General features: G+C 61.8%; 24 protein-coding genes. All 24 read right to left on the reverse strand.

Going from position 1 to position 12548, the window contains the following annotated elements; translation table 11 throughout:
* Nucleotides 1–58: 58 nt before the first annotated feature.
* Nucleotides 59–700: an adenylate kinase gene (locus NDO55_RS06520; RefSeq protein ID WP_252113547.1), complete on the reverse strand. Its 642-nt coding sequence runs from the start codon at nt 698–700 to the stop codon at nt 59–61.
* A 50-nt stretch (nt 701–750) separates the two neighbouring features.
* The gene (gene secY / locus NDO55_RS06525) at nt 751–2127 is read right to left on the reverse strand and encodes a preprotein translocase subunit SecY (RefSeq protein ID WP_252113549.1); all 1377 of its coding nucleotides are present in this window, start codon (nt 2125–2127) and stop codon (nt 751–753) included.
* A gap of 107 nt (nt 2128–2234) precedes the next feature.
* Nucleotides 2235–2723, reverse strand: coding sequence for a 50S ribosomal protein L15 (gene rplO / locus NDO55_RS06530; RefSeq protein WP_252113551.1), 489 nt, complete (start codon nt 2721–2723; stop codon nt 2235–2237).
* Nucleotides 2695–3036, reverse strand: coding sequence for a hypothetical protein (locus tag NDO55_RS06535; RefSeq protein WP_252113553.1), 342 nt, complete (start codon nt 3034–3036; stop codon nt 2695–2697). Before NDO55_RS06535 ends, rplO begins: the two co-directional genes overlap by 29 nt.
* A 5-nt stretch (nt 3037–3041) precedes the next feature.
* Nucleotides 3042–3236, reverse strand: coding sequence for a 50S ribosomal protein L30 (gene rpmD, locus NDO55_RS06540; protein WP_252113555.1), 195 nt, complete (start codon nt 3234–3236; stop codon nt 3042–3044).
* Between the two features lie 5 nt (nt 3237–3241).
* The gene (gene rpsE / locus NDO55_RS06545; RefSeq protein ID WP_252113557.1) at nt 3242–4066 is read right to left on the reverse strand and encodes a 30S ribosomal protein S5; all 825 of its coding nucleotides are present in this window, start codon (nt 4064–4066) and stop codon (nt 3242–3244) included.
* Nucleotide 4067: 1 nt separating this feature from the next.
* Nucleotides 4068–4421, reverse strand: a complete 354-nt coding sequence (gene rplR, locus NDO55_RS06550; protein ID WP_252113559.1) for a 50S ribosomal protein L18 — start codon at nt 4419–4421, stop codon at nt 4068–4070.
* 1 nt (nt 4422) lies between these two features.
* The gene (gene rplF, locus NDO55_RS06555) at nt 4423–4959 is read right to left on the reverse strand and encodes a 50S ribosomal protein L6 (RefSeq protein ID WP_252113561.1); all 537 of its coding nucleotides are present in this window, start codon (nt 4957–4959) and stop codon (nt 4423–4425) included.
* Nucleotides 4959–5354: a 30S ribosomal protein S8 gene (gene rpsH / locus NDO55_RS06560; protein WP_252113563.1), complete on the reverse strand. Its 396-nt coding sequence runs from the start codon at nt 5352–5354 to the stop codon at nt 4959–4961. The genes rplF and rpsH overlap by 1 nt, the downstream gene beginning before the upstream one ends.
* Before the next feature lie 12 nt (nt 5355–5366).
* On the reverse strand, nt 5367–5672 hold the full coding sequence (gene rpsN, locus NDO55_RS06565; protein ID WP_252113565.1) for a 30S ribosomal protein S14: 306 nt from the start codon (nt 5670–5672) through the stop codon (nt 5367–5369).
* A 40-nt stretch (nt 5673–5712) separates the two neighbouring features.
* Nucleotides 5713–6291 carry a 50S ribosomal protein L5 gene (gene rplE, locus NDO55_RS06570; RefSeq protein ID WP_252113567.1) on the reverse strand — a complete coding sequence of 193 codons (579 nt, stop codon included), beginning with the start codon at nt 6289–6291 and terminating at the stop codon, nt 5713–5715.
* Nucleotides 6284–6604 carry a 50S ribosomal protein L24 gene (rplX, locus tag NDO55_RS06575; protein ID WP_252113569.1) on the reverse strand — a complete coding sequence of 107 codons (321 nt, stop codon included), beginning with the start codon at nt 6602–6604 and terminating at the stop codon, nt 6284–6286. Before rplX ends, rplE begins: the two co-directional genes overlap by 8 nt.
* Nucleotides 6604–6972 carry a 50S ribosomal protein L14 gene (gene rplN, locus NDO55_RS06580; RefSeq protein WP_252113571.1) on the reverse strand — a complete coding sequence of 123 codons (369 nt, stop codon included), beginning with the start codon at nt 6970–6972 and terminating at the stop codon, nt 6604–6606. Before rplN ends, rplX begins: the two co-directional genes overlap by 1 nt.
* 17 nt (nt 6973–6989) lie before the next feature.
* The gene (gene rpsQ / locus NDO55_RS06585) at nt 6990–7259 is read right to left on the reverse strand and encodes a 30S ribosomal protein S17 (protein WP_252113573.1); all 270 of its coding nucleotides are present in this window, start codon (nt 7257–7259) and stop codon (nt 6990–6992) included.
* A gap of 11 nt (nt 7260–7270) precedes the next feature.
* Nucleotides 7271–7480 carry a 50S ribosomal protein L29 gene (gene rpmC, locus NDO55_RS06590; protein WP_252113575.1) on the reverse strand — a complete coding sequence of 70 codons (210 nt, stop codon included), beginning with the start codon at nt 7478–7480 and terminating at the stop codon, nt 7271–7273.
* On the reverse strand, nt 7480–7914 hold the full coding sequence (gene rplP, locus NDO55_RS06595; protein ID WP_252113577.1) for a 50S ribosomal protein L16: 435 nt from the start codon (nt 7912–7914) through the stop codon (nt 7480–7482). Before rplP ends, rpmC begins: the two co-directional genes overlap by 1 nt.
* A gap of 12 nt (nt 7915–7926) precedes the next feature.
* The gene (rpsC, locus tag NDO55_RS06600) at nt 7927–8631 is read right to left on the reverse strand and encodes a 30S ribosomal protein S3 (protein WP_252113579.1); all 705 of its coding nucleotides are present in this window, start codon (nt 8629–8631) and stop codon (nt 7927–7929) included.
* Complete coding sequence (gene rplV, locus NDO55_RS06605; protein WP_252113581.1) at nt 8631–9008, reverse strand: 50S ribosomal protein L22; 378 nt, start codon at nt 9006–9008, stop codon at nt 8631–8633. The genes rpsC and rplV overlap by 1 nt, the downstream gene beginning before the upstream one ends.
* Nucleotides 9008–9283 (reverse strand): 30S ribosomal protein S19, encoded by a 276-nt coding sequence (gene rpsS / locus NDO55_RS06610; protein WP_252113583.1) that lies wholly within the window; start codon nt 9281–9283, stop codon nt 9008–9010. Before rpsS ends, rplV begins: the two co-directional genes overlap by 1 nt.
* Before the next feature lie 5 nt (nt 9284–9288).
* Nucleotides 9289–10125 carry a 50S ribosomal protein L2 gene (gene rplB / locus NDO55_RS06615; RefSeq protein ID WP_252113585.1) on the reverse strand — a complete coding sequence of 279 codons (837 nt, stop codon included), beginning with the start codon at nt 10123–10125 and terminating at the stop codon, nt 9289–9291.
* A gap of 6 nt (nt 10126–10131) precedes the next feature.
* Nucleotides 10132–10443: a 50S ribosomal protein L23 gene (locus NDO55_RS06620; protein ID WP_252113587.1), complete on the reverse strand. Its 312-nt coding sequence runs from the start codon at nt 10441–10443 to the stop codon at nt 10132–10134.
* Complete coding sequence (gene rplD, locus NDO55_RS06625) at nt 10436–11065, reverse strand: 50S ribosomal protein L4 (RefSeq protein ID WP_252113589.1); 630 nt, start codon at nt 11063–11065, stop codon at nt 10436–10438. The genes NDO55_RS06620 and rplD overlap by 8 nt, the downstream gene beginning before the upstream one ends.
* A 3-nt stretch (nt 11066–11068) precedes the next feature.
* Nucleotides 11069–11935, reverse strand: coding sequence for a 50S ribosomal protein L3 (gene rplC, locus NDO55_RS06630; protein WP_252113591.1), 867 nt, complete (start codon nt 11933–11935; stop codon nt 11069–11071).
* A gap of 243 nt (nt 11936–12178) precedes the next feature.
* Nucleotides 12179–12490 (reverse strand): 30S ribosomal protein S10, encoded by a 312-nt coding sequence (rpsJ, locus tag NDO55_RS06635; RefSeq protein WP_028969184.1) that lies wholly within the window; start codon nt 12488–12490, stop codon nt 12179–12181.
* Nucleotides 12491–12548: the final 58 nt, after the last annotated feature.

Below are 12548 nucleotides of genomic sequence, written 5' to 3' on the forward strand. Positions count from 1 at the left end.
CTCCCTCTTGAATGATCATTCAAGTAGGCGAGAATTTCGCGTCTGTCCAGATAAGGGCCTAGCTGTCGAGAATGGCGTCGATGGCCGCGGCGACTTCTTCGACCGTGCCCATGCCGTTCACTTCGCGGACCAGCCCCTGCTCTTCGTAGAAGGGAAGAATCGGCGCGGTCTTGGCGCGATATTCGGCCATCCGCTTGCGCACCGTTTCCTCATTATCGTCGGGGCGCTTCTTGAAGTCGTGGCTACCGCATACGTCGCAGGTGCGCTCGACCTTCGGCGGCTTGGCCGTCTCATGGTAGAGCGCGCCGCAATTGGCGCAGCTGAAGCGGCCGCAGATGCGCTCGACCAGCGCATCCTCGTCGACCTTGAGTTCGATGACGTGGGAGAGCTTGCGACCACGATCGGCCAGCAGCATTTCCAGCGCTTCGGCCTGGTGCTGGGTGCGCGGATAACCGTCGAAGATGGCGCCCTTGTCGGCTTCTTCCAGATGCTCGCCGATCAATGCCGAGACGATGGCATCGCTGACCAGCTCGCCACGGTCCATCACGGCCTTGGCCTGCTTTCCGACTTCGGTGCCTGCCGCGATCGCGCCGCGGAGCATGTCACCGGTCGACAGCTGCTTCATGCCGCGCGTGTCTTCGAGACGATGCGCCTGCGTGCCCTTGCCGGCCCCTGGCGGTCCGAGAAGAATGATATCCATGGCTGGGCCGAATCCCCTGTAACGTTACCCTTGGATGACAGGGCTAGCGCCTAGCGGCGGCGACCGCCACCCTTGAGCTTCGCCTTCTTGATCAAATCGCCATATTGGTGGGCGATCAGATGGCTCTGCACCTGGCTCACGAAGTCCATCGTCACGTTGACGACGATGAGCAGGCTGGTGCCGCCGAGCAGGATGCTGGCCACCGGCAACGTCGTGAAGACGAATTCCGGAATGAGGCAGATCAGCACCAGGTAGGCCGCGCCAACGGTGGTGATGCGATTGAGCAAGTAATCGAAATATTGCTCGGTCGCCTTGCCCGGACGAATGCCCGGCACGAAGCCGCCAGCGCGCTTGAGGTTTTCAGCCGTTTCTTCGGAGTTGAACTGCACCGAGGTGTAGAAGAAGGCAAAGAAGGCGATGCCGAGACCGTAGAGCAGCAGGTAGAGCGGCGCGCCGCGCTGCAGGTAGGTCGAGACGGTGATGAGCACGTCGCTCGACGAGGCGCTCGGATCGGCCACGTTGCCGCCGGCAAACTGCAGCACCGTCAGCGGCATCAGCAGGATCGACGAGGCGAAGATGGCGGGAATGACGCCGGCCGTATTCACCTTGATCGGCAGGTGACTGCGCTCTTGCTGCATCATTCCGCGCGCGGTGGCGCGCTTGGGATACTGCACCAGCACGCGGCGCTGGGCGCGCTCGACGAAGCAGATGAAGAGGGTGAGGACGACCAGCATGACCATGATGGTCACGACCAGGATCGGATCGATCGTGCCCTGGCGGCCCTGTTCGAACAGCTGCGCCAGCGTGGTCGGCATGACCGCGACGATGCCGGCCATGATGATCAGCGAAATGCCGTTACCGACACCGCGCGACGTGATCTGTTCGCCCAGCCACATGAGGAAGAGCGTACCGCCGACGAGGCTGATGGTGGCCGCGACGCGGAACAGCATGCCCGGATCGACGACTGCCTGGATGCCCTGGTTGGCACCGAGGCTTTCGAGACCGGTGGCAATGACATAGCCCTGCACGGTGGTCAGCGCGACGGTCAGGTAGCGCGTATACTGGTTGAGTTTCTTGCGCCCGACTTCGCCTTCCTTCTTGAGCTGCTTCCACGGTTCGTGGAGCGCAGCACCAAGCTGAACGACAATCGAGGCGGTGATGTAAGGCATGATGCCGAGCGCGATGATGCTCATGCGCTCCAGGCTGCCGCCCGAAAATGCGTTGAAGAAATCGAGGACGCCGCCGCGCTGCGTGTCGAACAGCGCCGACAAGGCGCGCGGATCGATGCCGGGGATCGGCACGAAGGAGAGGAAACGGAAGAGGACGAGAACGCCCAGCGTGAACCACAAGCGCTGCTTGAGTTCGGTTGCCTTCTGGAAGCTAGAGAAGCTGATGCCGGCTGCGATGTTATCGGCGGACGTCGCCATGTGCGGATCCCTTATACGTTTCGGGCGGCACTCACCTTGGCCACCCCCCCTAAGAAAGCCCGATATAGGAAGGGGTGAGCGATTGCCCACCCCTGTCCGTCAGCTTTTTAGGCGTCGGCCTTGTCGTCGGCCTTCTTCGGCGCGATCATTTCGATCGAGCCACCGGCCTTTTCGACCGCTTCGATGGCGCCCTTGGAGGCACCAGCGACGACGAACTTGGCCTTGGCCTTCAGTTCGCCCTTGCCGAGCAGGCGCACGCCGTCCTTGCCGCCGCGGGTCAGGCCCGCCGCGTTGAGCGCTTCCTGGTCGATGGTCTTCTTGCCGTCGAGCTTCTTCTCGTCGATGGCCTTCTGCACCATGCCGACATTGACGATGGCATAGTCCTTGCCGAACGGGTTGTTGAACCCGCGCTTCGGCAGGCGCATGTGGAGCGGCATCTGGCCGCCCTCGAAGCCATTGAGACTCACACCCGAGCGGCTCTTCTGCCCCTTCTGGCCACGACCGCCGGTCTTGCCCTTGCCCGAGCCGATACCACGGCCGACGCGCATGCGGCCCTTGCGGGCACCGTCATTGTCTTTGAGTTCGTTGATTTTCATGATTGCACTCGCTTTCGCTTTTGTTCGCGCTTTCCATCGGAAACCAGGCGAAGCCGCCTTGTTCGTCAGGAAATCTCTCTACTTCGTCTATCTCTTCGAAAGTGATCCGAGCTTCCGGATCGCTTCCGTCTCGAAGGTCTTTCAAGCTGGCCAGCAGCTCGTCAGTTCGAAGTTTCGCAAGGACATCTTGCTCGGCTTCGCCTTCATCTTCAGCTTCAGTCCATCGTGTGACGTAGAAGCCTTTGAGCCGTTTCTCGCCGTCTTCGATCAGGGGGAAATTCTCCCCGAGAACGAGACAGCGAAAAACGGCCAAATGGGTTACGCGTCTTCGACGGTGACGAGGTGCTGGACCTTCTTCACCTGGCCGAGGACTTCCGGGGTCGCTGCGACTTCAACAGTGCGATGCATCTTGTTGAGGCCGAGGCCGACGAGCGTGGCACGCTGGCTCTTGTCGCGGCGGATTGGCGAACCCGTCTGGGTGATCTTGATCTTCTTGGTGTCGTTCTTCGCCATCTGACTTACTCCGTCACTGCGTCGGCAGTGGCTTCGGCTTCAGCCTTGTCCATGCCGCCACGACCCAGCAGGTCCGCAACCTTCTTGCCGCGACGCTGCGCGACCGAGCGGGGGCTGGTCTGATCCTTGAGCGCCTCGAAGGTCGCACGGATCATGTTGAACGGGTTGGCCGTGCCATTCGACTTGGTCACGACGTCGGCAACACCCAATGCTTCGAAAACGGCGCGCATCGGACCACCGGCGATGATGCCGGTACCTGGAGGCGCGGTGCGAACCACGACCTTGCCGGCACCGAAGTGACCCTTGCCGTCATGGTGCAGCGTGCGGCCTTCCTTGAGCGGGACGCGGACCATTGCCTTCTTGGCAGCGGCAGTCGCCTTGTTGATCGCTTCCGGCACTTCGCGGGCCTTGCCCGAACCGAAGCCGGCCTTGCCCTTGCCGTCGCCAACGACGACGAGCGCGGCGAAACCGAAACGCTTACCACCCTTAACCGTCTTCGAGACGCGGTTGATGTGGACCAGCTTTTCGATCAGCTCTTCGCCATCGTCCTGACGATTGTCGCGACCACGGCCACGGCCACGGCCGCCACCACGATTGTCGCGGCCACCGCCACGCTGGTTCGAGCGACCACCCTTGCGGGCCTGCGCTTCGGCCTTTTCGCCGGCATTCTTGAGATTGGCTTCGGCCTGCGCGGCAGCAACCTCGGGGGTTTCCGCAACGCCGGGAGCCTGCTCGCCATGCGCCGTGTCTTCGGTCGCCGGAGTTTCGGCCGCCGCTTCCGGAGCCTTGGTCTCTTCGACCTTTTCTTCGGTTTTCTTTTCGTCAGCCATATTAGAACTCCAGCCCTTCTTCACGGGCGGCATCGGCCAGCGCCTTCACGCGGCCATGGAACAGGAATCCGCCACGGTCGAAGACGACCTTGTCGACGCCGGCCTTCTTGGCCTTGGCGGCAACGGTCTTGCCGACGGTTGCAGCGGCATCGACGTTGGCGCCCGACTTGACCTTGACGTCCTTGTCGAGGGTCGAGGCGGCAGCGATCGTCTTGCCAGCGGCATCGTCGATGACCTGGGCGTAGATGTGCTTGCCCGAACGGTGAACCGACAGACGCGGCTTACCGGCGGAGCGCGCCTTGAGCGCCGTGCGGACACGACGACGGCGGCGATCGAAGAGGGACAGTTTAGCCATCTTACTTCTTCTTGCCTTCCTTGCGGAAAATATATTCCCCGCGATACTTGATGCCCTTGCCCTTGTAGGGCTCCGGCTTGCGCCACTTGCGGATTTCCGCAGCAAAGTGACCGACGAGCTGCTTGTCGATGCCCGAGACTTCCACCGTGGTGGCGTCCGGGGTCTTCACCTCGACACCTTCCGGCACGTCGAGATCGACATCGTGGCTGAAGCCGAGCTGAAGCTTGAGCTTCTTGCCCTGGGCCTGCGCACGATAACCGACACCGTTGATCTCGAGAGTCTTCGAGAAGCCTTCGGTGACGCCGTCGACGAGGTTCTGCACCAGCGTACGCTGCATGCCCCAGACCTGACGCGAACGCTGCGACATGTTGTGCGGCGTCACGGCAATCTGGCCGTCCTCGACATCGAACTTGATGAGGTCGTCCATCATTTCCATGGCCAGCTCACCCTTGGGGCCCTTGATCGAGAGCGTGCGGCCCTCGGTCTTGGCAGTCACCCCATCGGGCAGCGCGACCGGTTTTTTACCGATACGGCTCATTAGAACACCTCCGCCAGCACTTCGCCGCCGACATTGCTTTCGCGCGCTTCGGCGTCCGACAGGACACCGCGCGGGGTCGACACGATGGTGATGCCAAGGCCGTTGCGGATACGCGGCAGCTCCTGGCTACCCGAGTAGACGCGGCGGCCCGGCTTGGACACGCGGGCCAGATGCTGGATCGCCGGCTGGCCTTCGAAATATTTCAGTTCGATGCGCAGGCCTGCCTTACCCGCAAGCTCTTCTTCCGAATAGCCGCGGATGTAGCCTTCGCGCTGCAGCACGTCGAGGACGCGGGCACGAAGCTTGGAAGCGGGCGACAGGATCGAATCCTTGCGCGCCTGCTGGCCGTTGCGAATACGGGTGAGCATATCACCCAGGGGATCGGTCATTGCCATCCTATTTACCCCTTACCAGCTCGACTTGGTCACGCCGGGAATCAGGCCCTTGTTGGCCAGTTCACGGAGCATGATGCGCGAGAGACGGAATTTGCGATAATAGCCGCGCGAGCGACCGGTCAGCTCGCAACGGTTGCGGATCCGGGTCGGATTCGCGTTGCGCGGCAGTTCGGCCATCTTCAGGCGGGCGATGAGACGCTCGGTATCGTCGAGCGACTTGTCGTTCGCTTGCGCCTTCAGCTTCGCATATTTCGAAGCATATTGCTTCGCGAGCTTCTTGCGCTTCTCGTTCTTGTTCACGGAACTCAGTTTCGCCATGACTTAAGTTCTCTCTTCCTTCCGGGCGAGAGACTGCGATTTACGCAGCCTCCGGCTCCTTGTTTTCCGCGGGGAACGGGAAGTTGAAGAGACGCAGCAGTTCGCGCGCTTCTTCGTCCGTCTTCGCAGTGGTGGTGACGATGATGTCCATGCCCCGGACCTTGTCGACATTGTCGTACGAGATTTCCGGGAAGACGATCTGTTCCTTGATGCCCATCGCATAGTTGCCACGGCCGTCGAACGACTTCGGGTTCAGGCCACGAAAGTCGCGAACGCGCGGCAGCGCGATGGTCACGAGGCGGTCGAGGAATTCGAACATGCGGTCGCGACGAAGGGTCACCTTCGCACCGATCGGCATGCCTTCACGCAGCTTAAACTGCGCGATCGACTTCTTCGCCTTGGTGATGACCGGCTTCTGACCGGCAATCAGTTCCATTTCCTCGGCGGCGCTCTGGACCTTCTTCTTGTCCTGGGTCGCTTCGCCGACGCCCATGTTGATCACGACCTTCTCGATGGCCGGGACCTCATGCTTGTTCTTGTAGCCGAACTTTTCCGTCATCGCCTTGACGATACGGTCTTCGTAATCGGCCTTGAGGCGCGGGGTGTAATCCTTAGCCATCAATCTTCTCCCCGGAACGCGTGGCAACGCGAACCTTCTTGCCGTCGACGGTCTCGAAACGGACGCGGGTGGCCTTGCCATCCTTGGGATCGACCAAAGCAACCTTCGAGGCGAAAAGCGGAGCTTCGCGCTTCTCGAGGCCACCATTGGGGTCGACCTGCGTCGGCTTCTTGTGACGCGTGATGATGTTCACGCCGTCGACGATCAGCTTGCCTTCTTTCGGCAGGACCTGGGTGACTTCACCGGTCTTGCCCTTGTCCTTGCCCGACAGGACGACGACGGTGTCGCCCTTCTTGATTTTCGCGGCGGCCATTAGAGCACCTCCGGAGCCAGGCTGATGATCTTCATGTGCTTCTTGGCGCGCAGTTCACGCACGACCGGGCCGAAGATACGAGTGCCGATAGGCTCTTCATTCTTGTTGACGAGCACCGCAGCGTTGCCGTCGAAACGGATCACCGACCCGTCGGGGCGGCGAATGTCCTTGGCGGTGCGAACGATGACGGCGCGATGCACGTCACCCTTCTTCACCTTGCCGCGCGGTGCGGCTTCCTTCACCGACACGACGATCGTGTCGCCGACGGTGGCGAAACGGCGCTTCGAGCCGCCCAGCACCTTGATGCACTGGACGCGCTTGGCACCGCTATTGTCCGCCACGTCGAGGTTGGATTGCATCTGGATCATGTCAGACTAGTCCTTCCTTACGCTTCGGTGGGCACATCGGCGGGATCCGCCTTGGCCACGCGATCGAGCACTTTCCAGCTCTTGGTTTTCGAAATCGGCGTGCATTCTTCGATGCGCACCGTCTCGCCCTGACGGATTTCGTTCTTCTCGTCATGGGCGTGATACTTTTTCGACAGCTTGATGATCTTGCCGTAGAGCGGGTGCTTGACCCGGCGCTCGACGAGAACAACGACCGTCTTGTCTCCCTTGTCGGAGACGACCGTTCCCTGAAGGATACGTTTCGGCATTCTATCGTCTCCTATTCAGCTTTCGCCGCTTCGGCGGCGCGCTGGTTCTGAAGGGTCTTGATCTGCGCGATGCTGCGACGGACTTCGCGGACACGCGCGGGCTTTTCCAGCTGACCGGTGGCCGCCTGGAAGCGCAGGTTGTACTGCTCCTTCTTCAGGCTCGACAGCTCGTCGGCGAGCTGGTCGTCGGTCTTGGCTTTGAGATCGTCGATCTTGGCCATTACTTCTTCTCCTCGATCAGGCTCTCGCCGAGGCGGGCCACGACCTTGGTCTTGATCGGCAGCTTTTCCGCAGCGCGCTCGAAAGCGGCCTTGGCAAGCGGACCCGAAACACCGTCCAGTTCGAACAGGATCCGACCGGGCTTAACGCGGGCGACCCAGAATTCGGGCGAGCCCTTACCCTTACCCATGCGGACTTCGGCCGGCTTCTTCGAAACGGGCACGTCCGGGAAGATACGGATCCACAGGCGACCCTGACGGCGCATGTGGCGGGTGATCGCACGACGGGCAGCTTCGATCTGGCGCGCAGTGATGCGCTCCGGCTCGAGAGCCTTGAGACCGTAGGCGCCGAAGTTCAGTTCGGTGCCGCCCTTGGCGTTGCCGTGGATGCGGCCTTTGAAGGCCTTACGGAATTTAGTGCGCTTGGGTTGCAGCATTGTTCAATTCCTCTAGCGACGGTCGCGCGCCGGGCGGACGCCCGAAGTCTGCGCTTCCATCATCAGCTTTTCCTGCGCCAGCGGGTCGTGGCCGAGAATCTCGCCCTTGAAGACCCAGACCTTGATGCCGCAGACGCCATAAGCGGTGTGCGCTTCGGCTTCGGCATAGTCGACGTTACCGCGCAGCGTGTGCAGCGGGACGCGGCCTTCGCGATACCATTCGGTACGCGCGATTTCCGCACCGCCGAGACGGCCGGCACAGGTGATACGAATACCTTCCGCGCCGAGACGCAGCGCCGACTGGACGGCACGCTTCATGGCACGACGGAAAGCGACGCGACGCTCGAGCTGGTCGGCCACACCCTGCGCCACCAGGCGCGCATCGATTTCCGGCTTACGGATTTCGACGATGTTGAGGCTGACTTCGCTGTCGGTCATCTTCGAAAGCTGCTTCTTCAGCTTCTCGATGTCCGCACCCTTCTTGCCGATGATGACACCGGGACGGGCAGCGTAGACCGAGATGCGGCACAGCTTGGCCGGACGTTCGATCACGACCTTCGAGATCGCCGCCTGCGGCAGTTCCTTCATGATGAACCGACGGATCTTGAGATCCTCGAGCAGCTGCTGACCATAGTCCTGGCCCTCGGCGAACCAGCGCGAGTCCCAGGTGCGGTTGATCTGCAGACGCAGGCCGATCGGGGAGCTTTTGTGACCCATTAGGCTTCTTCCTGCTCGCGAACGACGACACGCAGGCGGCTGAACGGCTTTTCGATCCGGGTCGAACGGCCGCGCGCGCGGGTCGCGAAACGCTTCATGGTGAGCGACTTGCCGACCGAGGCTTCGGCCACGATCAGTGCGTCGACATCGAGGTTGTGGTTGTTTTCCGCATTGGCCACGGCGCTCGCGAGCACCTTGTAGGCATCCTCGGCCATCGCCTTGGGCGAGAATTTGAGGATGTTGAGCGCGTCCTCGACCTTGCGGCCGCGGATGAGCCCGGCCACGAGGTTGAGCTTGCGGCTCGAACCACGGATCATGGTGCCGACGGCAATCGCCTCGTTATCGGCAACCTTGCGGGGGGATTTCGCCTTCGACATTAGCGCTTACCCTTCTTGTCGGCGGCGTGGCCCGGGAAGAAGCGCGTCGGCGCAAATTCACCAAGCTTCATGCCGACCATCTCTTCCGAGACGGCGACCGGCACGAATTTCTTGCCGTTGTAGACATTGAACGTGAGCCCCACGAACTGCGGCAGGATCGTCGAACGACGCGACCAGGTCTTGATCGGCTTGGCGTTCGACTGCTCCTGCGCGGCTTCCGCCTTCTTCAGGAGCGACAGTTCGACAAAGGGACCTTTCCAAACGGAACGAGCCATATCGATTAGCCCTTCTTCTTCGCGTGACGCGAACGGATGATGTACTTATCCGTCGCCTTGTTCTTACGAGTGCGCGCACCCTTGGTCGGCTTGCCCCACGGGGTCACCGGATGGCGACCGCCCGAGGTGCGGCCTTCACCACCACCGTGCGGGTGATCGACCGGGTTCTTCGCGACACCACGAGTGAGCGGACGCTTGCCCATCCAGCGGGTACGACCCGCCTTGGCCAGCGTCGTGTTCGAGTTGTCCGGGTTCGACACCGCACCTACCGAAGCCATGCAGTCCGAACGGATGTAACGCTGTTCGCCCGAGTTCATGCGGACGATGACCATGCCCTTATCGCGGCCGACGACCTGGCAGTAAGTGCCGGCAGCACGCGCCACCTGGCCACCCTTGCCGGGCTTCAGCTCGATATTGTGGACGATGGTACCGACCGGCATCTGGCCGATCTTCATCGCGTTACCCGGCTTCACGTCAACCTTCTCGCCAGCGACGACCTTGTCGCCGGGCGCGAGGCGCTGCGGCGCCAGGATGTAGGCCTGCTCACCATCGGTATAGGTGACGAGCGCGATGAACGCCGAACGGTTGGGGTCGTATTCCAGACGCTCGACCGTGCCTTCGACGTCGTACTTGCGACGCTTGAAGTCGACGATGCGATACTTCTGCTTGTGACCGCCACCGATACCGCGCGAGGTCACGTGACCCTTGTTGTTGCGGCCACCGGTCTTGGTCTTGCCTTCGGTCAGCGCCTTGACGGGCTTGCCCTTGTGCAGCGCCGAGCGATCCACGAGGATCAACCCGCGGCGCGCAGGGCTCGTCGGTTTATATGCCTTGAGTGCCATGGTTCCTTAGACCCCGCTCGTATAGTCGATCATCTGGCCCTCTTTCAGGGTCACGACCGCTTTCTTCTCGTCGGTGCGCTTGTAGGGGCGACCCCGCCAGCGCTTCGTCTTGCCCTTCTGGACAATGGTGTTCACCTTGGTGACTTCGACCTCGTAGAGGGCTTCCACCGCCGCCTTGATCTGCGGCTTGGTGGCGTCACCGGCGACCTTGAAGACAACCGCATTATGTTCGGCAGCCATGGTCGACTTTTCGGTGATGTGGGGCGCGAGGATCACGTCATAGTGACGGTTCTCGACCGCTTTCTTCTGCTTAGCCATTGAAGCGGGCCTCCAGTTTCTCGACGCCATCGCGGGTCAGGACCAGCGTGTCATGGCGCAGGATGTCGTAGACGTTGGCGCCGATCGCCGGCATCAGGTTGATGCCCTTGAGGTTGGCGCTGGCGCGGGCGAACCCGACGTTCAGCGCTTCGCCGTCAATGACCAGGTTGGTGGTGCCGAAACCGAGCTTCTCGAGCTTGGTCGCCAGCGCCTTGGTCTTGGCGTCGCCGTTCATGTCCAGATTGTCGAGCACGATGAGCTTGCCGTTCTTCGCCTTCGCCGACAGGGCCATTTTCAGGCCGAGGGCGCGAACCTTCTTGTTGAGGCTCGAGGTGAAGGTGCGGGCACGCGCGCCGTGCGCCTTACCACCACCGATGAAGATCGGGGCCTTGCGGTCGCCGTGACGGGCCGTGCCGCCACCCTTCTGCTTGCCGTACTTCTTGCCGGTGCGGTTGACGTCCGAGCGCTCGCGGGTCGCACGCGCCGGGGCGCGGCGGTTGACGAGCTGCCAGGTGACAACGCGGTGGAGGATGTCCTCGCGCGGCTCGACGCCGAAAATCTCGTCGTTGAGCTGGATGTCGCCACCCGATTTGGCGTCGAGGGTCTGTACCTTGACCTTCATCGCTTAGCCTTCCTTGCCTTCGTCGGCTTCGGGCTTGGCGCCCTCGTCCGAACCAGCTTCTTTCACTTCCGCGCCGGCTTCCTGCTCGGCCGCAATCTTTGCGACTTCAGCGTCGGAGGGCATCGGTGCGGCTTCCTGTTCGGCATTGCTTTCGATCATGCCGGCAGGTGCTTCTTCGGATGCCACTTCGTCGGCGTTGCGACGCATCGCAGCCGGGAACGGCACATTGTCGGGGGTCGGAACCTTGACCGCGTCGGTGATCATCAGCCAGCCACCCTTCGAGCCGGGCACCGAGCCCTTCACGAAGATGAGGCCGCGATCGACGTCCGTGCGGACGATCATGAGGTTCTGCTGCGTACGGGTGCGGGCACCCATGTGACCGGCCATCTTCTTGTTCTTGAAGACGCGGCCCGGATCCTGGCGGTTACCCGTCGAACCGTGCGAACGGTGCGAGATCGAGACGCCGTGCGTGGCGCGCAGACCACCGAAGCCCCAACGCTTCATCGCACCGGCAAAGCCCTTACCCTGGGTCACGCCCTGGATATCGACCAGCTGGCCGGCGACGAAATGGTCGGCGGTGATGTTGGCACCAACGTCGAGCAGCGCGTCTTCATCGACACGGAACTCGGCGACTTTCATTTTCGGTTCGACTTCGGCCTTGCCGAAGGCTTCACGCTGCGGCTTGTTGACGTTCTTGGACTTGGCCTTGCCAGCACCCAGAACAACCGAATTATAGCCGTCACGTTCTTGTTCGCGGCGGGCGACAACCTGGAGGCCGTCCACGTGGAGGACGGTAACCGGCACGTGCCGACCGTCTTCCTGGAACAGGCGGGTCATCCCCATTTTCTTCGCGATCACGCCAGTGCGCATGATCTCATACTCCCATCAGAGGCACGCATCACCTCGTGTGACACGTGCTTGGACCCATCAATGTATGCGAACCCCCGCTTCGGGTCGTTCCTTCCGATGGGAAGGAGGCGGGGGACGCAGCCCACGGCATGGCCGTGCGGTATCCCTATACTTTCCTCCGGCCGAAACCGGCTGTGGCGGTAATGACCCGAGGGGCCAAAACAACCAGAATCAAATCAACCAAGTGGCTGAGTTGGTGGCCCTTTAGGCCAGTTTGATCTCTACGTCCACCCCTGCGGCAAGATCGAGCTTCATCAGGGCATCGACCGTCTGCGGGGTCGGCTGCACGATGTCGAGCAGGCGCTTGTAGGTACGGACCTCGAACTGCTCGCGCGACTTCTTGTCGACGTGGGGCGAGCGGTTCACGGTGAACTTCTCGATGCGCGTCGGCAGCGGAATGGGCCCGCGAATGAGTGCGCCCGTGCGACGAGCCGTGTCGGCGATGTCGCCAGTGGCCTGATCAAGCACGCGATGGTCGAATGCTTTAAGACGAATGCGAATATTCTGCGTTTCCATGTCCGTATACCGATGCGAAAGAGCCAAGCTCCTTCCAGGCGCGTATCGCCCTTGGGAG

The organism is Sphingomicrobium sediminis (assembly GCF_023805295.1).
Classification (GTDB): Bacteria; Pseudomonadota; Alphaproteobacteria; order Sphingomonadales; family Sphingomonadaceae; genus Sphingomicrobium; species Sphingomicrobium sediminis.

Bases quoted from the DNA above. Each gene is read 5' to 3' on its own strand.
- NDO55_RS06520 (WP_252113547.1), bottom strand. From the start codon at position 700: ATGGATATCATTCTTCTCGGACCGCCAGGGGCCGGCAAGGGCACGCAG.
- secY (WP_252113549.1), bottom strand. From the start codon at position 2,127: ATGGCGACGTCCGCCGATAACATCGCAGCCGGCATCAGCTTCTCTAGC.
- rplO (WP_252113551.1), bottom strand. From the start codon at position 2,723: ATGAAAATCAACGAACTCAAAGACAATGACGGTGCCCGCAAGGGCCGC.
- rpmD (WP_252113555.1), bottom strand. From the start codon at position 3,236: ATGGCGAAGAACGACACCAAGAAGATCAAGATCACCCAGACGGGTTCG.
- rpsE (WP_252113557.1), bottom strand. From the start codon at position 4,066: ATGGCTGACGAAAAGAAAACCGAAGAAAAGGTCGAAGAGACCAAGGCT.
- rplR (WP_252113559.1), bottom strand. From the start codon at position 4,421: ATGGCTAAACTGTCCCTCTTCGATCGCCGCCGTCGTCGTGTCCGCACG.
- rplF (WP_252113561.1), bottom strand. From the start codon at position 4,959: ATGAGCCGTATCGGTAAAAAACCGGTCGCGCTGCCCGATGGGGTGACT.
- rpsH (WP_252113563.1), bottom strand. From the start codon at position 5,354: ATGGCAATGACCGATCCCCTGGGTGATATGCTCACCCGTATTCGCAAC.
- rpsN (WP_252113565.1), bottom strand. From the start codon at position 5,672: ATGGCGAAACTGAGTTCCGTGAACAAGAACGAGAAGCGCAAGAAGCTC.
- rplE (WP_252113567.1), bottom strand. From the start codon at position 6,291: ATGGCTAAGGATTACACCCCGCGCCTCAAGGCCGATTACGAAGACCGT.
- rplX (WP_252113569.1), bottom strand. From the start codon at position 6,604: ATGGCCGCCGCGAAAATCAAGAAGGGCGACACCGTCGTCGTCCTGTCG.
- rplN (WP_252113571.1), bottom strand. From the start codon at position 6,972: ATGATCCAGATGCAATCCAACCTCGACGTGGCGGACAATAGCGGTGCC.
- rpsQ (WP_252113573.1), bottom strand. From the start codon at position 7,259: ATGCCGAAACGTATCCTTCAGGGAACGGTCGTCTCCGACAAGGGAGAC.
- rpmC (WP_252113575.1), bottom strand. From the start codon at position 7,480: ATGGCCAAGATCGACGATCTCAAAGCCAAGACCGACGACCAGCTCGCC.
- rplP (WP_252113577.1), bottom strand. From the start codon at position 7,914: ATGCTGCAACCCAAGCGCACTAAATTCCGTAAGGCCTTCAAAGGCCGC.
- rpsC (WP_252113579.1), bottom strand. From the start codon at position 8,631: ATGGGTCACAAAAGCTCCCCGATCGGCCTGCGTCTGCAGATCAACCGC.
- rplV (WP_252113581.1), bottom strand. From the start codon at position 9,008: ATGTCGAAGGCGAAATCCCCCCGCAAGGTTGCCGATAACGAGGCGATT.
- rpsS (WP_252113583.1), bottom strand. From the start codon at position 9,283: ATGGCTCGTTCCGTTTGGAAAGGTCCCTTTGTCGAACTGTCGCTCCTG.
- rplB (WP_252113585.1), bottom strand. From the start codon at position 10,125: ATGGCACTCAAGGCATATAAACCGACGAGCCCTGCGCGCCGCGGGTTG.
- NDO55_RS06620 (WP_252113587.1), bottom strand. From the start codon at position 10,443: ATGGCTAAGCAGAAGAAAGCGGTCGAGAACCGTCACTATGACGTGATC.
- rplD (WP_252113589.1), bottom strand. From the start codon at position 11,065: ATGAAGGTCAAGGTACAGACCCTCGACGCCAAATCGGGTGGCGACATC.
- rplC (WP_252113591.1), bottom strand. From the start codon at position 11,935: ATGCGCACTGGCGTGATCGCGAAGAAAATGGGGATGACCCGCCTGTTC.
- rpsJ (WP_028969184.1), bottom strand. From the start codon at position 12,490: ATGGAAACGCAGAATATTCGCATTCGTCTTAAAGCATTCGACCATCGC.